At 43.5% G+C, this 26,947-nt stretch carries 24 protein-coding genes and 1 riboswitch; of the genes, 14 read left to right on the top strand and 10 right to left on the bottom strand.

The annotated features are described in order from the left end of the window. Window positions 1–53: 53 nt before the first annotated feature. The gene (gene phoU, locus E0H81_RS03820; protein ID WP_131316655.1) at window positions 54–770 is read right to left on the bottom strand and encodes a phosphate signaling complex protein PhoU; all 717 of its coding nucleotides are present in this window, start codon (window positions 768–770) and stop codon (window positions 54–56) included. 95 nt (window positions 771–865) lie between these two features. Beyond that, a complete protein-coding gene (abuO, locus tag E0H81_RS03825; RefSeq protein ID WP_131316657.1) occupies window positions 866–2,218 on the bottom strand; it encodes a multidrug efflux outer membrane protein AbuO in 1,353 nt (450 codons plus the stop codon). 275 nt (window positions 2,219–2,493) lie between these two features. On the opposite strand from abuO, the gene E0H81_RS03830 reads away from it, so the two are divergent. The 7 genes from E0H81_RS03830 (at window position 2,494) to E0H81_RS03860 (ending at window position 9,255) form a co-directional block, all read left to right on the top strand. Further along, the gene (locus E0H81_RS03830; RefSeq protein ID WP_378235529.1) at window positions 2,494–3,561 is read left to right on the top strand and encodes a hypothetical protein; all 1,068 of its coding nucleotides are present in this window, start codon (window positions 2,494–2,496) and stop codon (window positions 3,559–3,561) included. Between the two features lie 90 nt (window positions 3,562–3,651). Beyond that, a riboswitch (TPP riboswitch) is annotated at window positions 3,652–3,780 on the top strand. A gap of 111 nt (window positions 3,781–3,891) precedes the next feature. Continuing rightward, a complete protein-coding gene (thiC, locus tag E0H81_RS03835; RefSeq protein WP_131316662.1) occupies window positions 3,892–5,787 on the top strand; it encodes a phosphomethylpyrimidine synthase ThiC in 1,896 nt (631 codons plus the stop codon). A gap of 76 nt (window positions 5,788–5,863) precedes the next feature. Then, window positions 5,864–6,484, top strand: coding sequence for an NUDIX domain-containing protein (locus tag E0H81_RS03840; RefSeq protein ID WP_131316664.1), 621 nt, complete (start codon window positions 5,864–5,866; stop codon window positions 6,482–6,484). A 10-nt stretch (window positions 6,485–6,494) separates the two neighbouring features. Then, window positions 6,495–7,304 (top strand): 3',5'-cyclic-AMP phosphodiesterase, encoded by an 810-nt coding sequence (gene cpdA, locus E0H81_RS03845; RefSeq protein WP_131316666.1) that lies wholly within the window; start codon window positions 6,495–6,497, stop codon window positions 7,302–7,304. Window positions 7,305–7,513: 209 nt separating this feature from the next. Next, the gene (gene dksA, locus E0H81_RS03850; RefSeq protein WP_067866069.1) at window positions 7,514–8,041 is read left to right on the top strand and encodes an RNA polymerase-binding protein DksA; all 528 of its coding nucleotides are present in this window, start codon (window positions 7,514–7,516) and stop codon (window positions 8,039–8,041) included. A 9-nt stretch (window positions 8,042–8,050) separates the two neighbouring features. Further along, window positions 8,051–8,968: a tRNA glutamyl-Q(34) synthetase GluQRS gene (gene gluQRS, locus E0H81_RS03855; RefSeq protein WP_171458567.1), complete on the top strand. Its 918-nt coding sequence runs from the start codon at window positions 8,051–8,053 to the stop codon at window positions 8,966–8,968. Between the two features lie 53 nt (window positions 8,969–9,021). Then, complete coding sequence (locus tag E0H81_RS03860; protein WP_131316670.1) at window positions 9,022–9,255, top strand: zinc-ribbon domain-containing protein; 234 nt, start codon at window positions 9,022–9,024, stop codon at window positions 9,253–9,255. 15 nt (window positions 9,256–9,270) lie between these two features. On the opposite strand, the gene ftsW is transcribed toward E0H81_RS03860, so the two are convergent. The 5 genes from ftsW to E0H81_RS03885 form a co-directional block, all read right to left on the bottom strand. Beyond that, window positions 9,271–10,467, bottom strand: a complete 1,197-nt coding sequence (gene ftsW, locus E0H81_RS03865; protein WP_131316672.1) for a putative lipid II flippase FtsW — start codon at window positions 10,465–10,467, stop codon at window positions 9,271–9,273. 21 nt (window positions 10,468–10,488) lie between these two features. Further along, entirely contained in the window at window positions 10,489–11,835 is a 1,347-nt protein-coding gene (gene murD, locus E0H81_RS03870) for a UDP-N-acetylmuramoyl-L-alanine--D-glutamate ligase (RefSeq protein WP_131316674.1), read from the bottom strand. A 163-nt stretch (window positions 11,836–11,998) separates the two neighbouring features. After that, window positions 11,999–12,250, bottom strand: a complete 252-nt coding sequence (locus tag E0H81_RS03875; protein WP_131316676.1) for a DUF6587 family protein — start codon at window positions 12,248–12,250, stop codon at window positions 11,999–12,001. Between the two features lie 48 nt (window positions 12,251–12,298). Beyond that, window positions 12,299–14,155 carry a ferrous iron transporter B gene (feoB, locus tag E0H81_RS03880; protein WP_131316678.1) on the bottom strand — a complete coding sequence of 619 codons (1,857 nt, stop codon included), beginning with the start codon at window positions 14,153–14,155 and terminating at the stop codon, window positions 12,299–12,301. Continuing rightward, window positions 14,152–14,415, bottom strand: coding sequence for a FeoA family protein (locus tag E0H81_RS03885; RefSeq protein ID WP_205677715.1), 264 nt, complete (start codon window positions 14,413–14,415; stop codon window positions 14,152–14,154). The genes feoB and E0H81_RS03885 overlap by 4 nt, the downstream gene beginning before the upstream one ends. A gap of 171 nt (window positions 14,416–14,586) precedes the next feature. On the opposite strand from E0H81_RS03885, the gene xerD reads away from it, so the two are divergent. The 4 genes from xerD (at window position 14,587) to thrC (ending at window position 19,052) form a co-directional block, all read left to right on the top strand. Continuing rightward, window positions 14,587–15,504, top strand: a complete 918-nt coding sequence (xerD, locus tag E0H81_RS03890; protein WP_131316682.1) for a site-specific tyrosine recombinase XerD — start codon at window positions 14,587–14,589, stop codon at window positions 15,502–15,504. 108 nt (window positions 15,505–15,612) lie between these two features. Continuing rightward, window positions 15,613–16,428 carry a DsbC family protein gene (locus E0H81_RS03895; RefSeq protein ID WP_131316683.1) on the top strand — a complete coding sequence of 272 codons (816 nt, stop codon included), beginning with the start codon at window positions 15,613–15,615 and terminating at the stop codon, window positions 16,426–16,428. A 123-nt stretch (window positions 16,429–16,551) separates the two neighbouring features. Beyond that, entirely contained in the window at window positions 16,552–17,856 is a 1,305-nt protein-coding gene (locus E0H81_RS03900; RefSeq protein WP_131316684.1) for a homoserine dehydrogenase, read from the top strand. Window positions 17,857–17,912: 56 nt separating this feature from the next. Continuing rightward, a complete protein-coding gene (gene thrC, locus E0H81_RS03905; RefSeq protein WP_131316686.1) occupies window positions 17,913–19,052 on the top strand; it encodes a threonine synthase in 1,140 nt (379 codons plus the stop codon). Window positions 19,053–19,140: 88 nt separating this feature from the next. On the opposite strand, the gene E0H81_RS03910 is transcribed toward thrC, so the two are convergent. Continuing rightward, window positions 19,141–20,193, bottom strand: coding sequence for a serine hydrolase (locus E0H81_RS03910; RefSeq protein WP_131316688.1), 1,053 nt, complete (start codon window positions 20,191–20,193; stop codon window positions 19,141–19,143). 220 nt (window positions 20,194–20,413) lie between these two features. Between E0H81_RS03910 and gacA the strand changes: the two genes are divergently transcribed. From gacA to E0H81_RS03925, 3 genes are read left to right on the top strand one after another with little or no spacing between them, the layout of a single operon-like run. Further along, the gene (gene gacA, locus E0H81_RS03915; protein WP_131267965.1) at window positions 20,414–21,049 is read left to right on the top strand and encodes a response regulator transcription factor GacA; all 636 of its coding nucleotides are present in this window, start codon (window positions 20,414–20,416) and stop codon (window positions 21,047–21,049) included. 44 nt (window positions 21,050–21,093) lie between these two features. Continuing rightward, complete coding sequence (locus E0H81_RS03920) at window positions 21,094–22,656, top strand: sensor histidine kinase (RefSeq protein ID WP_131316690.1); 1,563 nt, start codon at window positions 21,094–21,096, stop codon at window positions 22,654–22,656. A gap of 21 nt (window positions 22,657–22,677) precedes the next feature. Beyond that, the gene (locus E0H81_RS03925) at window positions 22,678–24,093 is read left to right on the top strand and encodes a sigma-54-dependent transcriptional regulator (RefSeq protein WP_378235535.1); all 1,416 of its coding nucleotides are present in this window, start codon (window positions 22,678–22,680) and stop codon (window positions 24,091–24,093) included. A 4-nt stretch (window positions 24,094–24,097) separates the two neighbouring features. On the opposite strand, the gene E0H81_RS03930 is transcribed toward E0H81_RS03925, so the two are convergent. Further along, complete coding sequence (locus E0H81_RS03930; protein ID WP_131316694.1) at window positions 24,098–25,273, bottom strand: S41 family peptidase; 1,176 nt, start codon at window positions 25,271–25,273, stop codon at window positions 24,098–24,100. Between the two features lie 26 nt (window positions 25,274–25,299). Beyond that, on the bottom strand, window positions 25,300–26,847 hold the full coding sequence (gpmI, locus tag E0H81_RS03935; protein WP_131316696.1) for a 2,3-bisphosphoglycerate-independent phosphoglycerate mutase: 1,548 nt from the start codon (window positions 26,845–26,847) through the stop codon (window positions 25,300–25,302). Between the last annotated feature and the right edge of the window lie 100 nt (window positions 26,848–26,947).

Consider the following 26,947-nt stretch of genomic DNA (forward strand, 5'->3'; position numbering starts at 1 on the left):
CGCTTAATAAAAAACCTCCAGTTTGGAGGTTTTTTATTTAAATCCTGCAGTGCTTAACGCTGAACTTTTTCTTCAATTTCTTCAACACTGGTATGACGCACATCCAAACCCTTAACCATATAAATCACTTGTTCAGAAATATTGCGCGCATGATCACCAATCCGTTCTAAAGAGCGCAGTACCCATAACACATTAATCACCCGGGAAATATGACGCGGATCTTCAATCATATAGGTCATTAAGGTGCGTGTTGCAGATTGATATTCACGGTCAATGTCAGCATCGGCAAGTAACACGCGTAAAGCCTGGTCGACATCTAAACGTGCAAAGGCATCCAAGGCATCATGAATCATGACCCGTACCTGATTGCCAATATGACGGGTTTCCATATAGCCGCGTGGTGAATTGCCTTCTTCACACAAATTCTGGGCAATACGGGCAATTTTCGCCGCTTCATCACCAATACGCTCTAAATCGGTATTGGCTTTAGACATGGCAATCACCATACGCAAATCAATGGCAGCCGGGTGACGGCGCGCCAAAATCAGGGTTAAGGCTTCATCAATTTCCGTCTCTAAACGGTTGACGATATTGTCCTGGAATTGCACATCAATCGCCAGGCTTGCATCGGTGTCCAGTAAAGCACGAATACCATTGGCAACTTGTTGTTCAACTAAACCGCCCATGGTCATAAACTTGGTATTTACATCCTGCAATTCTTCATTAAATTGCGAAGAAATATGGTGATTCAACACCGGATTATTTGGCAAGGGGCTTACTCCACAACAGCGATTTTAGGATGAAAAATCTTGTTCAATATTAAATCACATCTAAGATGAAACTTTGATGACAAAAATCCAAATGTTTAGCTTGCCTGTTCGGCGGTTTTATCCATCAGCCAGGCATTCATTTCTTCAATATCCCGTTCTGTTAATTTTCCAACCGAGGCTTTTAGGCGTAGTACATTCATTACATAATCATATTGTGCATTCAAGTAATCTTGCTTGGCAGCAAAAGCATTTCGTTGCGCCAACAACACATCCACCATGGTTTTCAAGCCTTCCTGATACTGGGCTTTGGAGGCTTGCGACACGACATTGGATGAATCCATTGCCGCTTTACGCGCTTGCAATTTGGCTTGATCGGTTTCTACCTGCATATAGGACTTTTTCACATCGGTATTGGCTTTACGAATTGCTGCATCGAGCTGAGCTTCACTTTTTTTCACATTCACCGCAGCTTTCTGAATCGATTTTTGCGTGCGTCCACCGTTATACACATTCCAGTTCATCTCCACACCAATCTGATCAAACTGACCATCACTCGAGATGACATTTTGTGGAGATTGCTTGGCATAACCATACGTACCCACCGCCTCAATTTGGGGATATAAAGCGGCTTGTTCAACACGTTTCTGGTCTTCTGCATAATGCTGTTGTATACGCGCTTGCTGAATGGAAAGATTCTGGCTCATCGCTAAAGCGGTCCATGCCTCCAAGTCGGCAGGATACGGTTTCTGAAATTGAAAGTCGTCTCTGAGTACCGCCAGATTTTCACGATAGGGTCCAATAATTTGTGCCAGTTGCTCTTGTGCTAAAATCAACTGTACGTGAGTTGCAATACGATTGGCCCGTGCACTTTCATATTGTGCATTGGCTTCACTGACATCACTTTTTGCAACCAGACCTTCGCGCAGTTTTGCATTCATCAAATTCAGCTGTTCCAGCAAGGCCTTTTCTTCTTGTAAATTTGCCGTGGTTAAACTCTGTTGACGCAACACATTAAAATAAGCTTCAGAGACATTTAAAATATGTTCCTGGCGTTGTAATTGTAAATTGACTTCACTCAAACTGACTGAAGTTTTGACCTGCTTTAAACCTTCCCAGGCATCCCAACGGAAAATCGGTTGCCGTGCAGTCATGGCAATTTGTTGAGTGGTGGAGGAAGATGCACTAAATGCGTCTGCAGGAAAATTTGGAACACTGGCCTGATTCGCTTCTTGGCTTTTACGCGTGACATTTCCAGAAACAGTTATGGTGGGAAGCAAATTTCCTTTCGCAATCCCCAGGTTTAATTGATCCGCCTCATACTGTAAAAGATTGGCTTGCCAGTTTGGATCTGTCGTTTTTGCACGTTGATAAGCCTCAACCAAATCCAAAGCATAGCTGCATGGACTTACAAGTAAAACACATGCACTGATGACTATTTTTATATTCATTTTTTATGCTAAATCCCTGCACCGTACCAGACCATCTGCAAACACGCATATTTCAAAAGAAACTATGCAATATTAGAATGATCTCCTTAATTTTCCGTATGATTTTTATTAATTTTTACAATCCACCCATGCTATATCGATTCATCTATAAATTGCTAGTCAATGATCACACCGCGTAACTAAACTCCTTCACAATACTACACAGACAAAATCCGTTTCAGCGATAAAATAGCCGCACTCCCCTGAAATCATTGCCGCATGTATCCAGATATCGAATGACTGTGCCTTTCAAAAAAAATTTCGCTGTAAAGCAATGCCTTCCTTTGGCCATTTTTATGCTTTTGCTCGGGTGTCAAAAACCTGAACCTCAGCCTATGCCAGAACAGGTACAAAAACAATCACAGCAAGATGAAACGGTGGATTTATCGTTATTATGTAAAAATATTGAAAAGAATATGGCGGAAATTAATGCCGAACGTACCACTTTTGCATTAGAACAGATCAATCAAGATTTAAAATTATGCCTACCGCTGTCTACATTTGCTGAACAGCAACATTTGTTAGCACTGTCTACTCAAATGTATAACAACTTCTTAACCGTAGACAGAACACCGCCACAACAAGTGGCTTTTGAAGCCTATGCTTTTGATTTATCACAGCATCCAACCATTCAGCAAAGCCATTTTGAACAACTGACTTTACGCGATCAATATTTATTAAAACATAAGGGACAAGCCTATATCGAGCTGTTTGATGCAGGCAAAGGCCGGGTCAATTATCGCCGTAGCCCAGAATATTTAGCCAAAATTTTTGCACCCTATATGCCGCGAGCAGAACAGGTGTTTATCGAAAATCTGGCCACACAGAATATGATGCCGGTCTTTGTTGAAGATACTTTAATGATTGAGCCGCACGAGATTGCAACCCGTGCCCTATTTTGGGAAGAATATTTAAATCAGCATCCTAAAAGCAGCTATCGTAAAGATGCAGAGTATCTATTGCAGATGTATACCCTGTTTTTATTTAAAGGCTTGAACGACTCGCCTGTCTCTGACACTTATATCGATCAATATGCTATCCAAAGCAGTTCGATAGATGAAATTGAAAAATTGGCGCAGGTCAAAAATTCATATTTAGCGCTTCAGGCGACAAAATTTCTGCAATTTATACAATTATCCGAACAGCAGCGCTCAAAAGAAATTCCACTTCAGTTAAGCCCTAAAGAACAACAGTCGCTGTCTGAAAATCAGCGCACCATAAAACAGTTAGAGCAGTATTTAGGTTTGCAGACTTTAAGCCTGTCCAAAACACGTGATTGTTTTAGTGACGCGGTATGTCTTTAATCCTTGCCTTAAATTAAACGTTCATAGAAACCTATAAAAGCGATATTTAATGTGAATGATTTTTAGTGCTTGGGCGTGTTAATATTTGTCCATCGCTTGACGGAGCGCGAGTAATTGCTCGCTGAGATTGTGTCAGTTCTTTCTGTAAAGAACTTAAGCACGAGTACCGTTGAACCTGATCAGGTTAAGACCTGCGTAGGAATCAAGCATCTAGAAACCTAAGCCCCCAATTTATCTGTTTGTTGATTTCTTTCATGAATTAAACCAGATAAATTCGCCACGTTTTTGGTCGTGCTTGATTCGTTGATGTCATTCATAAGGATCATTGCAATGAACCAGTTAACGAATCTATCTGCAACAGATATTTCTGCTCAACACGAGCAAGATGCTAAAGATCTCACCCGCATTTTACCCGCTTCGAAAAAAGTCTATATCCAAGGTTCCCGGGCCGATATTCAAGTTCCGATGCGTGCCATTGAACTGACCGATACCCCGACCGGTTTAGGTGGCGAACAGAATCCGGATATTCTGGTTTATGACACTTCAGGTGTATATACCGACCCGAACCTTGCCATTGACCTGAACAAAGGCTTGCCCAATGTACGTGAAGTCTGGATTGAAGAACGTCAAGATACCGAACGCCTAGAGACTTTAACCTCGAAATTCGGGCAGGAACGCCTAAAAGATATTCGCACGGCTGAAATTCGTTTTGCGCATATTCAAAAGCCGCGTCGTGCCAAAGCAGGCAAAAATGTCACTCAAATGCATTATGCACGTCAGGGCATTATTACCCCGGAAATGGAATATATCGCCATCCGTGAAAATCAGCGCCAGCTTGAAGGTGTCGATGCACGTCAACATGTCGGTCAAAACTTCGGGGCAAAAAATCTAAACGAAATTACGCCTGAATTTGTGCGTCGGGAAGTGGCTGAAGGCCGTGCGATTATTCCAGCCAATATTAACCATCCTGAAATAGAACCGATGATTATTGGCCGTAACTTTTTGGTCAAGATTAATGCCAATATTGGTAACTCGGCGCTCGGTTCAAGCATTGATGAAGAAGTGGCCAAAATGACCTGGGCCACCCGTTGGGGCGCTGACACCATCATGGATTTATCAACCGGTAAAAACATTCATGAAACCCGGGAATGGATTATCCGTAACTCCCCTGTTCCGATTGGTACGGTTCCGATCTATCAAGCCCTGGAAAAAGTTGATGGTGTGGCCGAAGATTTAACCTGGGAAATCTTTAAAGACACCTTGATTGAACAAGCTGAACAAGGCGTGGATTACTTCACCATTCATGCCGGTGTATTGCTTCGCTATGTTCCGCTTACCGCAAATCGTTTGACCGGTATTGTCTCGCGTGGTGGATCGATCATGGCGCAGTGGTGCCTTGCCCATCATCAAGAAAACTTCCTCTATACCCATTTCGATGACATCTGTGAAATCATGAAAGCCTATGACGTATCGTTCAGTCTGGGTGATGGCTTACGTCCGGGCTGTATTCAGGACGCCAATGACGAAGCGCAATTTAGTGAACTGCGTACTTTAGGTGAACTGACCCACCGCGCATGGCAACATGATGTGCAAGTAATGATTGAAGGTCCGGGTCATGTGCCCATGCATATGATTAAAGAAAATATGGATCTGCAACTCGAAGTCTGTCAGGAAGCGCCGTTCTATACCCTCGGCCCTTTAACGACAGATATTGCTCCGGGTTATGACCATATTACCTCGGCGATCGGTGCAGCGATGATTGGCTGGTACGGCACAGCCATGCTGTGTTATGTCACACCGAAAGAGCATTTGGGTTTGCCAAACAAGAAAGATGTTAAAGATGGCATCATCACTTATAAAATTGCCGCGCATGCCGCCGACCTGGCCAAAGGTCATCCAGGTTCACAGGTGCGTGACAATGCTTTATCCAAAGCGCGTTTTGAATTCCGCTGGGAAGACCAGTTTAACTTGAGTCTTGACCCGGATACCGCACGCAGCATGCATGATGAAACCATGCCCAAGGAAGCGCATAAATCAGCGCACTTCTGTTCGATGTGCGGACCGAAGTTCTGTTCGATGAAAATCACCCAAAATGTGAGAGATTATGCTAAAAATCAAAGCAATGCGGAGCCTGCGCAAGAACAGAATGCAGAGATCGCAGCGGGATTCGAAAGCATGAAAACCACCTACCAGAAACATGGTCAAAAATTGTACCACAAGCTGTAATTTGACAAAAAAATCTTTTATTTTCATAAAATTCTCAGTTAGGATGAATGATTGTTTTTCATCCTGACTGAGCTATATGAATATTATTAGACAAGCCACATATAACAGCGAAGAAGTCAAAATCCAGTCACGTGAATATCTTTTCCGTGGCTTCATTCAGGTTGAAAAAGTCAGTCTCCAGCATCGTTTATTTAATCAAACTGAATACACGCCTATCCTTCAGCGTGAACTGATTCATCGGCCTGAAGCTGCCGGGGTACTCATTTATGATGATGCCCAACAAAAATTTGCCCTGATTGAACAATTTCGTGTGGGTGCAATGGATGATTCAGATTCAGCCTGGCAACTGGAAATTATCGCCGGTGTGCTGGATGGTGATGAATCCCCTGAAAGCTGTATTCGCCGTGAGAGTCTAGAAGAATCGGGTTGTGAGATTGATGAGTTGGAGCATTTATTTAGCTTTTATCCCTCTGCTGGTGCCTGCTCGGAATTGTTCCATTTATACAGCGCACAGGCTCATCTTCCTGAACAAGGCGGTGTTTTTGGCATGCCGGACGAAGGCGAAAATATTCAATTGCATCTGATTGACTACAGTGAAGTTACCCATTTACTCAGCAATGGTCGATTAAGAAATGCACCGGTCATTATGGCATTGCAATGGTTGCAACAACATACTAAAACGACAAGGAATGTCTAAGGAGTCAGACATGACTTTATCCAATTGCCATGAAACCCAGCAAGACTGGACCATTATTCAAATTTCAGATACACATTTGATGAATCAGGAAGATTTAGAATTTGTGCATATGAATCCTGAACATAGCTTTCATACCGTGATCAAGCAGATTCAGCAGCAATATCCGAATGTGGATGCCATCATTCATACTGGCGACTTAGCACAAGTGCCGGTAAAAGAAACCTATACCCGGTATTTGGCCTTTATGCAGCGTTTAGGTATCCCGTTTTATCAAATACCCGGCAATCATGACAATATTGAGATCTTTCCTTTTTACCATAATCAAAATCAGGCGCATGCCATTCATTTTGGAAAATGGAGCATCGTGTTATTAAATAGCGCTGTAGCTGGCAAAACAGATGGCTGGATCGAGCAAGCACAACTACAACAACTCGATCAAATCTTATCTAAATTCCAACAGCAATATGTGATTGTTGCATGTCATCATCATCCTTTCGATATGCAGTCAAAATGGATCGATCAACACAAACTGAAAAACACTGAAAATTTAACCGATATTTTAGCCAAGCACACCAATGTGAAAGCAGTCATAAGTGGTCATGTGCATCAGGATGCCTGGAATGAATGGAAAAATATTCAGTTTTTTTCAACCCCGTCAACCTGTGTCCAGTTCAAACCTTTAAGTGATGATTTTGCGCTAGATGAGCAAGCACCCGGGTTTCGTGTACTACATTTGAAAGCAAATGGAGAGTTACAAACTGAAATTTATCGTACTGAAAAGGTGCAAAAAAAAATTAATACCGAAATTTCAGGTTATTAACTTTTCATTTGGCTTTTTTTCTATTACTTTATGGCTTCAAAAGGAAGCGTGATAGATTGAATCCAAGCATCAAAGACTATCAAAAAGCACAAAAAGTCTATATGATGACGCCCCTCTAAGGAGAATCTCCTAAGGGTTGGATAAAAACACTTGCATATCACCATATTTTTTGCGTATAGATAATGCGTATATGATGAGGAATGCCCTATATGGCGAATGACAACCAAAATCAAGTCTTGGACGAACAAACTGATGTTGTAGACGAAAAGTCTACAAAACGCGTGCGTAAAACAAAGCCAAAAGCGTCAGAAAGTGGTTCTACTGCTAGCTTATTTGGTATTGCACCTTATCAGCCGAAAAAAAATGAAGAATACATGTCCGAAGGACAGCTTGAACATTTCCGCCAAATTCTGTTGGCATGGAAAGAAGAGCTGATGTCTGAAGTGGACCGTACCTTAAATACCATGCAGGATGAAAATACTGCATTGCCTGACGTGAATGACCGTGCGACACAAGAAGAAGAGTTTGCAATTGAACTCCGTACCCGTGACCGTGAACGTAAATTAATCCGTAAGATTGAGCAATCAGTTGAAGCGATTAAAAACGATGACTACGGTTTCTGTGAAACGTGTGGTATTGAAATTGGCCTGCGTCGTCTTGAAGCACGTCCAACTGCAACCCTTTGTATTGACTGCAAAACTTTAGCAGAAATCAAAGAGAAGCAAAATAACGGTTAATTACAGTTAATGCTTAATAATCCTTCCCCGCCCCCTCCTTTAATACAGGAGGGGGATAACAGGATGGCTTATGTGGGTCGGTTTGCGCCATCGCCAACCGGCCCTTTGCATTTTGGCTCACTCATTACCGCAGTGGCCAGTTATTGCGATGCACATGCGCATCAGGGCAAATGGCTGGTACGGATTGAAGATACCGACATTCCGCGTATTTACCCCGGCAGTGAAGATCATATTCTGCGCTGCATAGATGCATTTCAGTTCGAAGCTGATGATGCCATCATCTTTCAAAAAGACCGCTTAGACCTCTACGATGCAGTAATCGATCAACTCCATAAAAACCATCTGGTCTATGCCTGTCAATGTACCCGTAAAATGTTGGGTTCAAATCATATCTATGCCGGAACTTGCCGTGATTTAAATCTGCCTTTTGAGCATCACGCCATTCGTGTCAAAGTATCGGATCAGAAAATTTGCTTTAGTGACCGTCTGCAAAGCAGACACTGTTCCAATCTACAGCAGGACCTTGGAGATTTTGTCCTCAAGCGTCGCGATGGCATTATTAACTATCAACTGGCTGTAGTAGTGGATGATTATCTACAAGGCATGACCCATGTGGTTCGCGGGGCCGACCTGCTGGATAACACCGAACGGCAAATCTGGCTCGGTTCGATACTGGGCTATCCCAAACTTGAATATATGCACCTGCCGCTTGCCATGAATGATCAGGGACAAAAGCTCTCTAAACAAAACATGGCGCAAGCACTTGATCTCAATCGTGCACCAGAACTCTTACAACAAGCGATTCGTGCTTTGCATCAGCCTGAAGTTGATTTGGACACCCCAGCACACATGCTCAAGCAAGCCATTGCCCAATGGGATATACAACATATTCCCCACACAAAGGAACTAGAAGGCAGTTATTTATAAATTAAAAACTGGGCTAAGCTAAAAGCTAAATTTCAAAAAATAGAGGTTGGTCTATGTTTTTTATTTTTGGAATTGGTCCTAAAACCAAAGTGGTTGAGAAAAGTCAGTTTGTTTGTCCAGTATGCAGAAGCAGAAGTGCCTATGAACTAAAACAGCAGCGCAATTATTTTTCTTTATTTTTTATCCCACTGATTCCCCTTTCAAAAGCGAAAGGAGAGTTTGTGAAATGTCTGAATTGTGGCACTGAAATGTCGAGCATCGTATTAAAGCATGCCCAGCAGGATTGATAGAAAGAATCAAGGCTAGAAGCTTGATTCTTCCTTACTCGGGTTGGCTTTTTGCGTGGTTGCATCAATCTTCAAAACCAGACTGATCATCACGGCACACATAATTAGCGATGAACCGCCATAACTAATAAACGGCAGAGTCAAACCTTTGGTTGGCAACATGCCCATATTCATTCCGGCATTGACCAGAATTTGCAGCAGGAAAATGATACTGATGCCATAAGCCAAATAGCCTGCGCGTAAATATTGATGCTGCAAAGCACGGTGTCCGATTTTGATACAACAGACCAGCATCACGAAGGACAAGATCAACACGGTGCTGATGCCAAAGAAGCCAAACTCTTCACCTAAAATGGCCAGCATAAAGTCAGTATGTGCTTCAGGAAGATAAGACATTTTCTGAATACTGTGTCCCAGCCCCACCCCGGCCCATTCACCCCGGCCAAAGGCCATCAGTGCGTTGGAAAGCTGGTAACCGGTACCTAAGGGGTCCGCCCAAGGATCGGTAAAAGACAAGGCACGTTGTAATCGGTAGGGCTCAAGGATAATCGCGGCAGCCAAGCCTAGAATAATAAAGGCCAAAAAGGCAATAAATTGAATGGCCGGTGCGCCTGCAAGGAAGAACACCCCCAAAATCATCAAGACAATAACCGCAGTTGCCCCCAAGTCCGGTTCAGCCAGGATTAAACCGACGGTAATAATCATCACCCCGCCTAAGCGGAACAGCCCGGAAAGGTTATTTCGAACCTCTTCTGCCCTTCGCACCACATAATCAGCGGTAAAGATGGCCATCATCACTTTGGCGACTTCGGATGCCTGCAAGGTAAAGCCAGCAATACGAATCCAGCGGGTAGAACCATTAACCTCGCTGCCGACGACTAACACCACCGCCAGTAATAAAATGGTCATGATCCACAAGGGAAAGGTATTATTGAACCAGATATTTAACGAGATTTTATAAGTTAAAAATGCGGCTACAGCAGCCACAAAAATTGAAATCCCATGCCGGATCACGTAGTGAAATGCATTTTCATGTAAACGGTCAGCATAGGGCATCGATGCCGATGCCACCATGATTGAACCAATACACAGCAAGGCAATCACACAAAAAATCAGCACATTACGTGGTGTAACTTCAGCAGGGATTTTTGCTCCCCACTCATTATAGACCTGATTAATTTTACTTATGGTCGTCTGAGCTAACCCAGCCATACAACGTTCCTTATCATTCTTCTAAGCAAGTGTGTTCACACATTCAACAAACTGGTGTCCACGTTCACTATAACCTTTAAACATATCAAAACTTGCACATGCAGGTGACAATAGCACCACATCATTGGCTTGGGTATGTTGTTGGCATAATTCCACGGCTTCTTTTAAAGATTCCGCGTGAATCAAAGTGGTGGTTCCGGCAATGGCTTGTTCAATCACTGGGCGGTCTTCACCAATCAATACCGCGACTTTTGCATATTTCGTTAAAGCATCAGCTAAGGCCGTAAAATCCTGTCCTTTACCTTGACCGCCTAAAATAATCGCCACTTTGCCCTGTTGCGGCTCAATCGCAGCACCCAAACCATCAATTGCGGCTAAGGTTGCCCCAATATTGGTGCCTTTAGAGTCATTGTAATAACGCACCCCATTCACTTCTTTCACGAACTCACAGCGATGCTCCAGGCCTTTAAAGGTTTTTAAAGTTTCAAGCATTGACTCAAGTGGCAAACCAATCGCCTCACCCAAAGCCAGGCATGCCAAAGCATTGGCAACGTTATGGGTACCTTGAATGTACATGTCCGAGCTTTTCAGCAAACGTACGCGACCACGTGCCAACCAGAGGGTGCCATCGGTATCTCTCAATACACCATATTGATTGATATCGGGTGCATTCAAGCCAAAGCTTTGCATCGGTGTAGCATCAGGAACCAATGGACGGGTCAGTGAGTCATCACGGTTAAACACAACCTTTTTAACACCTTGGAAAATACGGTGTTTTGCAGTGTGATAACCCATCATGTCACCATGGCGGTCTAAGTGATCTTCACTTAAATTAAGGACGACTGCCACTTCTGCATCTAGATTAGATGTGGTTTCCAACTGAAAGCTGGAAAGTTCCAAGATATACAGCTCTGGATCATCTTTGGTTAAATCCAGTGCCGGACGACCGAGATTGCCGCCAACGGCTACTTTAATTCCGGCATCTTTCGCCATCAAGCCAATTAAGGTAGTCACGGTACTTTTAGCGTTTGAACCGGTGATCGCCATAATTGGCTTATCGGTAGCACGGCGTAAAATCTGGATTTCACTGACCACAGCAATGCCTTTGGCAACTGCTGCCTGAATTGCAGGAATTTTAGGATCAAGTCCCGGGCTAATCACGATTTCCTCAGCTTGCAATAACAGCTCTTGATCGAGCTGACCAAAACTGGTTTGAACTTCGGCTGGAATCTGGTCGTGTCCCGGTGGTGTCTTTCGAGAATCTGTTACTGCAACGCGGTAGCCATTTTCATGTAAGAAATTTACTGCTGCAACACCTGAAATTCCGAGTCCTGCAACGACTTTTAATCCACCACGTTGAATTAACATTTTTACCCCATATTTTGGTATGTTTTAAAACTGACAAAATGTTAGCACTTTGCTCTTTTGAATGCTTTTTCTGTTTTGACTTTATGCGTCTTTTTTTGTGTCCGCGCGTAAAAAAACCGTCATAAAAAAGACGGTTTTTTTAAATTCGGCAAAAATTAGAAAATTACTTCCATTTTACCGCTTGGACTTGCGGTTTTTTCTGTGTGCTGTCCTCAGTTGCCGAACAGCCACAACTTCCACCACATCCAGAAACCATTGCAGGTTTTAACCATTTGGCTAAACTGAGCCAGCCCTGTTTGGCACAAACATTGGACAATTGCATGAAGACCGAGTTTGCCGTCTGAGGAAACACTTTCTTGAAGACAACCACTGCACTCCAAATTACCAATGCCGCAACAATTACTACTTCAATCATTTCAATCTCCCATGCAGATTATTTTTCAGTCAACTTAATCCAATTCAATTAACCCAAATAGTGGGCCGCAATTTGATAGGTCAGGAACGACATCAAATAAGCCAAACCAAATAAATAAGCGGTCATAAAGCTCACAGTTTTCCAGGACCCGGTTTCACGTTTCACCGTTGCCAATGTAGCCAGACAATGCGGTGCATAAATAAACCAGACCAACAGGGATAAACCGGTCGCCAGCGACCAGCCAAGGCGACCATCACTGCTAATAATAGAGGCCAAGCCTTGCGATATTGCATCATCATTGGTTGCAGACAAGGCGTAAACCGTACCCAGTGCAGCCACCACCACTTCACGTGCCGCCATTGCAGGAATTAGGGCAATACAGATCTGCCAGTTAAAGCCAAGCGGTGCAAAAATTGGTTGCATCACGTGACCGAGCATACCTGCAAGGGAATAATCAATGTCAGGTAAAGTTGCACCTACTGGCGGTTGCGGGAAGGTACACAAGAACCAAAGCAGAATAGATAACGCGAAGATGATGCCACCGACACGTTTCAAGAAAATTTTGGCGCGGTCCAGCAAACCAATCCAAATACTTTTCACGTCAGGAAAGCGGTAACTTGGCAATTCCATCAGCAACATATGTTGGGATTTGTCTTTCTGGAAAAACTTTAAGATGAAAGATACCATCAGCGCACTGACAATTCCGGCCATATATAAAGCAAACAGCACCAGACCCTGCAGATTAAACACACCCCACACCATATATTCCGGAATAAAGGCGGCAATCAATAAGGCATATACCGGTAAACGGGCAGAACAGGTCATTAACGGCGCAACAAAAATCGTGGTTAAACGATCTCGTGGGTCGCTAATACTGCGGGTTGCCATAATCCCAGGTACCGCACATGCAAAACTCGACAGCAATGGAATAAACGCACGGCCACTTAAGCCAGCTTTAAACATCAGTTTATCCAGCAAGAACGCAGCACGCGGTAAATAACCCGATTCTTCCAGGACTAGAATGAAGAAGAACAGAATCAAGATTTGTGGCAGGAACACCACTACCCCGCCTGCTCCGGCAATAATCCCGTCCACCACCAAGCTGTTCAGTAATGGATGCGCTATGTGCTGTCCAACATATTCACCGAACCAGCCGAAGAAGGTTTCAATCCCGTCCATAAAAGGTGCAGCCCAAGCAAATACCGCCTGAAACACCACAAACATCATTAAGGCGAGGCTAACCAGACCTAAAACCGGATGTAAAAATATTTTATCGAGCAAATCGGAGCGTTTATCTTCCTGATCGACTGAATGCACTACATCATGCAAGATCGTGGTGATCTTATGATGGTTATCACCAGTTAAGCCGCTAAGTTCGGTATGTGGAGTTGAATATTTACCTTGATCCAGCGCATTCATCAGGTTTTCAATGCCTGAATTACGCACGGCTACGGTTTCCACCACAGGAATACCCAAACGTTCCGCCAACTTTTGCGTATTGATTTGCATGCCACGGCGACGCGCTTCATCCATCATGTTCAGCACAAGCAGAATTGGTCGTCCCAGCTCGATCATCTCTAGAACCAAACCTAAATGCAGTTTCAGGTTAGTGGCATCAACCACACACAAAAATGCATCTTGCTGCTCTTCGCCGGCAATTTTGCCTTGCACCACATCACGGGTAATCGCTTCATCCGGACTGGTTGCATCTAAACTATAAGTTCCGGGTAAATCCAGAACACGAACCGGTTTACCGGATGGCAAGGTAAACTGCCCCACCTTACGCTCAACCGTGACACCGGCATAGTTCGCGACTTTCTGACGGGTACCGGTCAGATGGTTAAATAATGATGTTTTACCGCAGTTTGGGTTACCTACCAGGGCAATACGCAGCGCATCACTCATGCAGGTGCTCCCTCAAGATTAATTTCAATTTTTTCAGCTTCAACTTTACGCAGTGCGAATCGGGTAAATCCAACTTGAATCAAAATCGGGTCGCCACCAAAAATACCTTTGGTAATGACCTGTACTTTTGTGCCCGGAACAAAACCTAGAGTCTCTAAACGGCTTGCGACCAAATCGTTTAAAGAATTATTGCCATCTAAAGTTCTGTTGACTTTGCTGATGATGGCCGTTTGTTTCACTTTTAAATCAGATAAACGCACCGCATCTAATCCTAAAATATTTTGAACAGTATACAAACAAATGAGAATAATTACCAAGTAAGGTTTGATTCCAATTCTCATCTGCTCTCTCACATCGACATTGCTAAGGAATTGTTCTAAATTGGCCCAAGCCAAGAAAAACTTGGATTTTTCATTCAATGTAGAAGTGACATGCTTAATAAAAAACCTCGTATTCCTGCTCCGGTGAGCATTCCTGAACATTTAAGTTTTTTACAGGGTTTCCGAGATTATTTAATTGCACAAACCGTAAGTCCGCATACACGTAATGCCTATCTGTCTGATTTGGTTCAATGTAGTCAATGCAACTCCAATTCAATGCCGGCTTGGTCCAGCGATGATGTGGCTGATGTTCTACTGGCATTAACCAAACAGGGCAAAAGCCCGCGCTCGATTGCCCGATCACTTTCTGCATTACGTTCTTTTTATAAATTTTTACGTGAACAAAAACTTCGCTCGGATAACCCGGTTGCGACCCATAAAACCCCTAAAATTGGCCGTTCGCTGCCCAAAGATATTTCCGAACAAGAAGTTGAAGCCTTAATTCATGCCCCCGATATTGAAACGGCTTTGGGTTTGCGTGATCGCGCCATGCTCGAAGTGCTATATGCCTGTGGGCTACGGGTGACTGAATTGCTCAATTTGCGCCTTGAACTGATTAATTTAAAACAGGGCTATTTACGTATAGTCGGTAAAGGCAATAAAGAACGCTTGGTACCTTTAGGACAAGTGGCCTGTGAATGGATTGAAAAATATCTGAATGAAGCACGTTCCAGCTTGTATAAATCTGCCACCGACTATGTGTTTTTGACCCAGCACGGCGGCATTATGAGCCGGCAAAATTTTTGGTATGCAATTAAACGCTATGCACTACAAGCAGGTGTACAGGCTGAATTATCACCGCATACTTTACGTCATGCCTTTGCCACCCATTTGCTCAATCATGGCGCAGACTTGCGTGTCGTTCAGATGTTATTGGGTCACAGTGACTTATCAACCACCCAAATTTACACCCACGTGGCCCAAGTGCGTATGCAGCAACTGCATGCCACGCATCACCCTCGCGCTTAGTCCGATCTTCATTCATCATCTAAGACCAAGAAGTGTTAACGAGCCTGGCTTTTTTTTTGTTATGCTAGGCGATCAATTTTTATCTATAGCTAAAAGAAAGGGTTATTTATGTCATTTACCCGCTCAAAAATTTTTATTGCATGCACTTTGGCAAGCAGCTTGATCATTACTGCCTGTTCCAACTCAAATAACGATGAAAAAAAGCAAGGCACTTTAACCGCAAGCGCACCGGCAACCGGACAAGCATCTAATCTGTCCGAGCGCAATGCACAGCAGCGTCTGATTAAGACCCTGCAACAGCATTTTAAAAAAGCCAATATCAACGCCAAAGTACTGGATATTAAAGCCACTGAAGTACCGAATCTGTATTGGGTCAACCTTGAAGGCATGTCGTCTGTTTATGCAACCGCAGATGGTAAATACATTATTCAGGGCGATGTGCTTCGTTTAGGCGACAGCAAAATTCATAATGTCAGTGAAAACCTGCAATCCGCAACCAACAAAAAGTTACTGGCGGGCTTAAAAACCGAAGACCTTTTAGTTTATAAAGCGCAAGGCAAGACCAAACATATTGTGTATGTGTTTACCGATGCCAGCTGCCCGTATTGCCATAAACTGCATGAACATATGAGCGAGATTAATGCCAAAGGCATTGAAGTGCGTTATATCGCCTGGCCACGTGGCGAACAGTTCATGCCAGCCATGGAAAGTGTCTGGTGTAGTGAAGATCGCCAGGCTGCCTTTAACCAGGCTATTGCCGGTGCGCCACTTACTCCAGCGACCTGCAAGAATCCTGTTAAAGATCAATATCAACTCGGTCTAAATATGGGCGTGAACGGTACCCCTGCCATTTACAATGAAGATGGTGTTTACCTGGGTGGATACCTGTCTCCTGAAGAATTGGCAGAACGTTTAAATAACTAATTTTTATTCGTTAAATTACTGTTTTTTATAGTTGCAGAGAAAGTGATTTCTTTCCTAGAGTCTCATGCTTTTTTTAGCTATGATCTAGGTTCGCTTAAAATTGATTTGATATTGGAGTGTGACGTGAAACCAGTTCGTCTGGCAATCCTCGGTCTTGGTACTGTAGGTGGTGGTGCCCTTAAACTTTTAAAAGAAAACGCTGCTGAGATTAGACGTCGCACCGGTCGAGAAATTGAAATTACCCATGTGGGTACACGTCGTCCGCGTCCTGATTTGGATCTTCCAGAATCAATCAAACAAAGTGCTGATCTTTTAGAAATTGTACGTCAGCCTGATGTTGACGTTGTGGTTGAGGTGATGGGCGGAATTCACCCTGCCTATGAAGTGATTATGGAAGCCATGAAACATGGCAAGCATATTGTCACTGCCAATAAAGCCTTGCTGGCTGAACATGGCAATGAGCTATTTAAAGCGGCTGAAGACAATGCCGTGCAGATTGCCTATGAAGCAGCAGTTGCCGGCGGCATTCCAATTATTAAAGTGATTCGTGAAGGCTTGGCTGCCAATAAAATTGACTGGTTGGCAGGCATTATTAATGGCACTGGCAATTTTATCTTAAGTGAAATGCGTGAAAAAGGTCGTGCTTTTCCTGATGTTCTGAAAGAAGCGCAAGAACTCGGTTATGCCGAAGCTGATCCTACCTTTGACGTAGAAGGCATTGATGCGGCACATAAACTGACAATTCTGGCTTCATGTGCATTTGGTATTCCGCTACAGTTTGATAAAGTATTTACTGAAGGGATTGGCAAAGTTACCGCCCAAGATGTGAAATATGCAGAAGACTTAGGTTTTCGTATTAAACACTTGGGTATTGCACGTCGTACCGATGCAGGTATTGAATTACGCGTGCATCCAACCCTCATTCCGGATGACCAGCTCATTGCCAATGTCAACGGCGTGAAAAATGCGATCTTGGTACAAGCCAATGCAGTCGGTCCAACACTGTATTACGGTGCAGGCGCGGGTGCAGGTCCAACAGCTTCTGCTGTGGTGGCCGATGTCGTCGACATTGTCCGTGATATCATTTATACCGAAGATGGCGCCGGAACCATTCCGCAGTTGGCTTTTGAAGCCTTGACGGATTTGCCAATTTTAACGCGCGAACAAATGACCACCGGTTATTACATCCGTATCAATGCCGAAGATCAAATGGGCGTCCTTGCAGATGTCACCACGATTTTAAGTCGTGCCGGAATCAGTATTGACGCCATCATGCAGCAACCACGCTTAAAAGACCTGATTCCGATCGTGATTTTAACTGATCCTATCGTGGAATCAAAAATGGATGAAGCGATGCAACAAATTCAAGCATTGCCTTTCATTCATGGCGAAATTGTACGAATTCGTTTAGAATCGCTTGATAATTAATCGGGTTGAGGGGAGTATTCCCCTTGCCAAGCTCTACACAAAATTGGAACATCATCATGTCTAATGCCAATCGTTATACTGGTTTAGTTGACCGTTATCGCGACCGTTTACCCGTATCTGCAACCACTCGTGCTATTTCTTTAGGTGAAGGTAATACCCCACTGATCAAGCTTGAGAACATTCCACGCATTATTGGTAAAGACGTTGAAATCTATGTGAAGTACGAAGGCTTAAACCCGACTGGTTCATTTAAAGACCGTGGCATGACCATGGCCGTAACCAAAGCGGTTGAAGAAGGCTCTAAAGCCATTATTTGTGCCTCTACCGGTAATACCTCAGCTGCCGCTGCTGCTTATGCTGCACGTGCAGGCATCAAAGCATTCGTGCTCATTCCTGAAGGCAAAATTGCCATGGGTAAAATGGCACAGGCGATGATGTACGGTGCAATCACCATGCAAATTCGCGGTAACTTCGATGACGGCATGCGCCTGGTTAAAGAAGTGGCTGATCAAGCACCTGTAACCATTGTAAACTCAATCAACCCGTACCGTTTGCAAGGTCAAAAAACCATTGCTTACGAAATCGTTGAAGCTTTAGGTCGTGCGCCTGATTACCACTGCTTGCCAGTCGGTAACGCGGGTAACATCACTGCACACTGGATGGGTTATACCGAAGCAATTGCAAATCAGCCGAAAGAACAGTTTGAGCAAGTGATTTACGACGCTGAAACAGATGCTTTCACTGGTCCTAAACCTGCTGGCCTTCCAGTTATGGCGGGTTATCAAGCATCTGGTGCCGCACCGTTCCTACGTGGTGGCCCGGTTACAAACCCTGAAACTGTTGCGACTGCGATTCGTATTGGTAATCCACAAAGCTGGAATCACGCCAAAGCCGTTGTTCGTGACTCGAATGGCTGGTTTGATGAACTGACTGATGCTGAGATTCTTGAAGCACAGCGTCTACTTTCTATGTACGAAGGCGTGTTCGTAGAACCTGCTTCTGCAGCGTCTGTGGGCGGTGCGATTCGTGACATTAAAGCCGGCAAAATCAAAGAAGGCTCAGTGATCGTTTGTACCGTAACAGGTAACGGTTTGAAAGACCCAGATACTGCCATCAAGCAATGTTCTGATGCAGTGATGTTGTCGATTGATGCGACCATGAATCAGGTTAAAGAATCTATCCTTTCTAATATGTAATTCTTTTTAGCATCATTAGAAATAGAAAAAGCCCTGCAATTGCAGGGCTTTTTTACGCTACTAATATAGCAATATTAGATCAACGCAATTAGATACGTTTTGGAAGTTGGCTGGCCCAATTCATTAAACGGGTTGCATCATTGGTTCGCGCAGCAGAAGTATCTGCACCTAAGAGTACCACTACTGCTGGACGATTATTTAAGGTGGTATGCATGACCACACAACGCCCTGCCTCATTGATATAACCGGTTTTAGAAATATTGATATTCCAGCCGCCATTACGCACTAGGGCATTGGTATTGTTTGATTTCAATACACGGTAGCCCAAATTAAAATCGTAGCTTGGTGTGGTAGAGAACTGGCGGATCAAACCGTATTGCGATGCTGTATTGACCAAAATACCCAAATCACGTGCAGAAGATACATTACCCGGATGTAAACCCGTTGATTCTAAATAATGAGTTGAATTCATACCCAAGGATTTTGCTTTTGCATTCATTGCAGAAATAAACGCTGCGCGACCGCCAGGGAAAGTTCGGGCCAAAGCAGCAGCAGCTGGATTTTCCGATTTCATCAAAGCAAAAAGTAAGGCTTCCGCACGATTCATGCTATCGCCAGCGCGTAAAGTTGAACTTGAGCTTTTGCAGCCTGAACAGGAAAAATCGGCTTGAGTTAAGGTAATTTTTTCCGACATATTTAAACTGGCATCGGCAATTACCACAGCAGTCATCAGCTTGGTAATCGATGCAATCGGAAAAGCAGTATTACTATTTTTACTATAGAGTACTTCGCCAGTTTGACCATCCATCACCAATGCAGCACGGGCATTGACCGAAGGCTGATTGCTATAATTGGAATTATCTAAAATCTGTACGGTTTTAGGTGCAGAATGAGTCACCACACCATTAGAACTACGCACCGAAGTGGTAATTTTAGTTGAACCTTGTGGCGTTGGTTCTTCGTTCAATGCGGAAACATCGCCATTGAGTAACTGTTTGGCCTCTTCAGAAGACCAGTTTAAAGCTGCTTGACCTTTGCCTCCAGAAGCATCCATGATGAGTTCTGCAAAACTGCTGGAACTCATACTAAGTAAGATCGACATACCTAGCACATGCATTAAAGACTTGTTCGAATTTTTCACGGTGGTTTACTCAACTCATGGAGGCAAGATACATTTGTGTATTACCTCAAATATGCCTTACATTTAAACACAAAGGTGAACATTTTTTATGCATAAACCTTTATGCTTAACATTTCATTTAAAGATTAATAATAGGATTGCTAATTTTGTCATTTCATTGCAAGCTTATTTTGCTTTATGTAACAAAAAAATTGTTTTTTTTATATGAGGGGAGAAATAGGTGATCACAGTTTTAGTAGTAGATGATCATGAATTAGTACGTACCGGGATTTGCCGAATGCTCGAAGACCATGCGGATGTTCAAGTGATTGGTCAGGCTGAATCTGGGGAAGAAGCGATTACCTTAGTCCGTCACCATCATCCGAATGTGGTGTTACTTGATGTGAATATGCCGGGCATTGGTGGGGTAGAAACCACGCGTCGTCTGTTGCAAAGTGCACCTGAAACCAAAGTTGTCGCGGTGAGTGGCCTGGCTGAAGAGCCTTATCCGTCATTGTTGCTTAAAGCAGGTGCTAAAGGGTATATCACCAAAGGCGCACCTGTAACTGAAATGGTTCGTGCCATCAATAAAGTCATGCAAGGCGGCAAATATTTCAGTGCAGACATTGCCGAGCAATTGGCCAGCTCATATCTTTCAGATACCCAGCAATCACCATTTGATGCACTCTCTGAACGTGAAATGCAGGTTGCGATGATGGTGGTGAATTGTATTAGCGCGCAAGAAATTGCCGATAAACTTTTTGTCAGTGTCAAAACCGTCAATACCTATCGTTATCGGATCTTTGAAAAGTTAAATTTAGATAGTGATGTGAAACTGACCCATTTAGCCATTCGTTATGGGCTGATTAAACCTTAATGACTTTCCTGGGGAACTTCCCTTGAGCTTTCTAGAAGACATGCATGACGCAAAAAACCAAAAAATTTGAGTTTAATCAGTATCATTTAGGCATCTGGTATGGTGCCTACAGACTGATTATTGCGACATGTCTTCTGCTGATTTTTTCACTCACTTATTCACACTTAAATACAGATTACCGCTATCCACAGCTCTATCTTTACGTACTCATTTGCTTTGTAGCGATAGGCTGCATACAACTGCTGAGTCTTAAAAAAATACGAGCCAACATTCCACAACAACTGACGCTGTTATTTACTGTCGATGTCATTGCTTTAAGCTTACTGACTTTCGCATTGGATGGTCCGAATCTGCATGTAAGTCTGCTATTCGTGATTACCATTTTTGCCGCTTCTTTATTATTAGATGCAAAAAAAGCCTTAATCATTACCCTCATCGCTGTTATTAGCGTGATTTATCAAATATTTTTAGGCAGCATTTTTGATTTTTCTTCGCTGAACAATATCGGTAATAGTGCCTTATTGGCATTTCTGTTTTTTGTGGTTTATGGCAGTGCGCAAATTGTGGTACGGCGTTTCCAATTGCTGGAAAATTTGAATTTTTCTCAATCCTTGGAACTCAATCGACTGCAAAATCTGAACCGTTATATTCTGGAACAGATTGAACTCGGCTATCTGGTTTTAGATGAAAACTGTCATATCGTGCTGAGTAATCCTGCAGCGTGTCTGCTGCTCGGGATTCCCCCACTCTATGCCTATGACAAATATCCTTTATACAAAATCCAGGCGGATTTATTTGAACTGATTAAATTTGAGCAGCTGCAAGATGGTGAACGGTTCCAGTTCGAGTCACAGCTGAGCCGTTATCATATGCATATCGAAGTGCAGAAATTAATGGTTCCGCATCAGACCCTGACCCTGCTGGTGCTGCAAGATGCAGCCAGACTCAATCAACGGGTACAGCAGTTAAAGCTGGCGGCTTTAGGACAGTTGTCTGCCAGTATCGCACATGAAATCCGCAATCCCTTGGCGGCTATTGTTCAGGCCAACGAACTGCTGCTAGACAGTGATCCAGCTCAGCAAAATTTATTAAGTCAGATGATTGCAAAACAAGCACAGCGGATTGATCGTATCATTCAAGATACCTTAAATATGGTGCGAAATAGAGAAACACATCCTGCGCAGATCCAGCTGAATCAATTTATCCCCCAAATGATTCGAGAAGATTTAGCTGATATCATCAACCAGATTCGGTGCAGCATACCCAATAAAATTTCGATTACTTTCGATGAAGCACAATTTCGCCAAATTCTGATTAACCTGATTCGCAATGCAATTCGTCATAATTCACCTGAGCATTCACACATTGAGTTAAACATTTACTCACATGAATCAAATGTCCGAATTGAAGTCCGCGATTTTGGCACAGGCGTGGCATCTAAAAATATAAGCTCTTTATTTCAACCTTTTTTTAGTACCGAAATCACGGGAACTGGTTTAGGATTGTACTTATCCCATAGTTTTTGTGAAGCCAACCAAGCAAAACTGGACTATGTAGAACAAGAACAAGGGGCATGCTTTCGAATAGAATGCCAACGTGTTGCTTAAAATTAATATTGCTGGGGTGTAATTGTGGAACGACAACCACTTGTTTTATTGGTGGATGATGAAGAAGATTTGTGTACGCTGATGCAAATGTCTTTATCACGCATGGGCATCAAAACGCATATCGCCTATCGTCTTGAACAGGCAAAAAAATGCTTATCCGATCATCAATATGATGCCTGTTTGACGGATTTGAATTTACCGGATGGTAATGGGCTGCAATTGGTAGAATGGATCGGGCAACATCTTCCTGCCCTGCCTGTGGCTGTGCTGACCGCATATGGCAATATGGAAATTGCGATTGCAGCATTAAAAGCCGGGGCTTTTGATTTTGTCAGTAAACCTATTAATCAGAAACATCTGGAACAGCTGTTACAAAAAGCTTTGAACAAACCAGTCGAAAATTTCCAAAGCAAAGAAGATAGTCTGGAACAAAAATTATTGATTGGGCAGTCTCTGCCGATTCAGCAATTACGCATTACCTTAAATAAAATTGCCCGATCTCAGGCGCCTGTATTTATTACCGGTGAATCCGGCACCGGAAAAGAAGTCATTGCAAATCTGGTGCACCGTTTAAGTAATCGTAACGAAGGCCCTTTTATTGCGATTAACTGTGGCGCCATTCCAACGGAACTGATGGAAAGTGAGCTGTTTGGGCATAGGAAAGGCAGTTTTACCGGTGCAACGCAAGACAAACAAGGCCTGATTCAATCTGCACACGGCGGCAGTCTGTTTCTGGATGAAATAGCTGAACTGCCTTTAACCATGCAGGTCAAACTGCTGCGTGCGGTACAGGAAAAACGGATTCGCCCGGTCGGTTCAGATGCTGAAATTGATGTCGATTTCCGCGTGATCAGCGCCAGTCATCAAGACCTGGAAGCATTGGTACAACAAGGCAGATTTCGACAAGATTTATTCTTCCGTATTCATGTGATGGATCTGGTGCTTCCGCCCCTGCGTGAACGTGGCGATGATATTATTTTACTGGCGCATCACTTTATTCAAAAAATTAGTCAGGAATGGGGCATTCCTCAAAAACAACTGACTGAACGCGCACGAAACTTTCTGCTAAACCAATATTATCCGGGCAATGTCCGTGAGCTGCGCAATATTATCGAACGTGCCATCACCCTCAGTGATGAAGATAAAATTGACTTGCCGCATTTACAAAGCGCACCGCTGCGTTATCCAACAGCGACAGCTTTAGAGCATCAGCAAGAAGCGCCTCCTGCTTTTCGTAGCGACATTCTGGTTTCTGCCAAAAAGTTACCCGATGAAGGTTTAGAGCTTTATCTGGAAAATATTGAAAAAGATATTTTGCTCAATGCGCTAAACTTGACCCACTGGAACAGAACGCTGGCCGCGAAAAAACTGGGCATGTCTTTTCGCTCTTTACGTTACCGCTTAAAGAAATTTGGCTTGGATACGGATGATGAATAAACGGTTATTTGCGGTTTAGAATGACCTCTGCAACATGCTCAAGATAGTTTTCTTCTTTCATCTCATGTTGCAGCAGGTATTGCTGATTCGGCTGAATCCCCACACCTTCAATCATCTGCCCTTTCGGGGTGTAATAATGCGACACCGTCATCTGTAAAGCGGCACCGTTGGAAAGCGGGAATAGTTTTTGTACCACCCCTTTTCCATAGCTCTTCTCACCGATGACCCATGCACGGCCGTGGTCTTTCATTGCCGCAGTAAAGACTTCAGCGGCTGAAGCAGAACGGTTATTGATTAAAATACCCAGCTTTAAATTTTGAAATTCAAAACTCGGTAAAGCCTGAAATTGTTGATCGCCTTCAGAACGGCTTTTGGTGGAGACAATCACGCCCTGATTTAAAAATAAATCGGCCGTTTCAACCGCAGCAGACAATAATCCGCCGGGATTATTTCTTAAATCAAGCAACACCGCTTTAAGACGTGCAGATGGCTGATCTTCAATTAAACGCTTAATTTCATTGGCAGTATTTTGCTGGAAAACTTTGACTTTGATGACTAAAACTTGGTTATGTAAGAGCGTGGCCTGAATATCGGTTTCTATTTTTTTATTGCGAACCAAAATAATCGGGCTGCTATTTTGTGCCAGTTGCAAAGTTAAGGTCGAACCAATTGAGCCATTGAGCAAACTATTGACCTGATCAGGATTGAGTTTTTTCAGCTCTTGATCATCAATCTTAAATACCGTCACGCCATTACGCAGACCTTGCTTGGCCGAATCGGCATTGTCCTTTAAACCATGAATGACCCACTGATGTAACTGCTGGTCATAAACCAGTTCAAAATCGACAGAAGCAATATCACCTTCGGTATATTGCATCAGCTGTTTGTAATCTTCGGGACTTAAGTAGCGAGAATAACGGTCCAGACCACTGACCAGACCTTTAATCGCTTGTTGAAATAAGGCATCATCATTTTTGGCATCAACATAATTTTCTTTGACAATGCTATAAATCTGAACAAATTGCTGAATCGATTCCACCGGAACTTCGGCATAATTCTGTTCGACTTCATCATCAAAATCTAAAACAGGCTGATCTTTGACAGCAGCAAGTGCAGAATGGCTCACACAGATGAATAACGTTGTTAAAGCGACAACCATCTTCCAGCGTTGTAAAGCCATCCTTTCACCTGTTTATCGTGTTAATTTTATGATTTTAAAGTAATCAAATTACGACCTTTCATTTCTTCAGGTACAGGAATTTGCATTAAGCTGAGCAATGTTGGCGCCACGTCTGCCAGTACACCACCTTCAGCAATCGTTGCGGATGTTGGCCCTACATAAATAAAAGGAACCAGTTCCGTCGTGTGCTGAGTATGTACCTGACCACTCTTGTAGTCCTGCATCTGCTCAACATTACCATGGTCAGCGGTAATCAGCATATGGCCTTTTTGTGCCATCACTGCTTCATATACACGGCCCAGGCAGGTATCGACCGCTTCAACAGCTTTGACTGCAGCATCAAATACACCGGTATGTCCGACCATATCACCATTGGCAAAGTTCACCACCAACAGGTCATATTCACCCGAGTTAATTGCAGCAACCAGTTCATCGGTAACTTCATAAGCACTCATTTCAGGCTTAAGATCATAAGTTGCCACGTTTGGAGAAGGAATCAGGATACGTTTTTCACCCGGATATTCATCTTCACGTCCGCCACTAAAGAAGAAAGTCACGTGGGCATATTTTTCTGTTTCAGCAATACGCAGTTGGGTTTTACCCAAATTCGACAAGTATTCGCCAATCGAGTTTTTTAACGCTTCCGGCATATAGGCAACAGCTGCATCAATCGTCGCTTGGTAACGCGTCAACATCACAAATTTAGACAGGTGGGGAACCACTTTACGTTCAAAACCGGCAAATTCCTTTTCGACAAGAGCTTTGGTGATTTCACGCGCACGGTCGGCACGGAAATTCATGAATACAACGCTGTCGCCATCCTGAATTTTAGCCAGCTCGCCAATACGGGTGGCTTTCACAAATTCATCCGACTCATTTGCCGCATAAGCCTGTTCCAGACCTTCAACTGCTGTTGTTGCGCTACGTGCCGCTTCACCTTCAGTCAACAGACGATAGGCTTGTTCAACACGATCCCAACGATTGTCACGATCCATAGCAAAATAACGGCCGATCATGCTCGCAATACGACCCTGACCTGGATATTGTGCAAAGACTGCATCCAGTTTTTCAAGTGAGGGTTGAGCGCTTTTTGGCGGAGTATCCCGGCCATCAAGGAACGCATGCAGATAAACTTTTGCCCCACGTTTCAGTGCCAGTTCCACCATGGCAACAATGTGGTCTTCATGTGCATGTACGCCACCTTGTGACAACAAGCCCAAAATATGTACTGCACCATTTGCCGCTTTGGCTTTTTCGACCGCATCGACCAGCACTTCATGCTCAAAAAAAGCACCTGTACGAATGTCTTTGGTAATACGGGTGAAATCTTGATACAGCACGCGGCCTGCACCAAGGTTCATGTGACCCACTTCAGAGTTGCCCATTTGACCATCAGGCAGTCCAACATCTTCGCCCGAACCTGAAATCAAACCATGGGGATGCTTTTGTTGCATAGCAGTTAAATTTGGTCGTTTTGCTGCCAGGAAAGCATTGTCTTCGACCGCTTCGCGATGACCCACACCATCCATAATTACCAATACGTGAGGGATTTTGCCTGCAGTTGCATCCGTCATAATGAACACTCTTTTGTTTACAATTTCATCGTCATATCTTACCGAATTTTCGGTCAAGACTCTATGTGCAGATCATGACTAAAGCTGATCATGCACATTG

Source organism: Acinetobacter terrestris (assembly GCF_004331155.1).
In the GTDB taxonomy this organism is placed as follows: Bacteria; Pseudomonadota; Gammaproteobacteria; order Pseudomonadales; family Moraxellaceae; genus Acinetobacter; species Acinetobacter terrestris.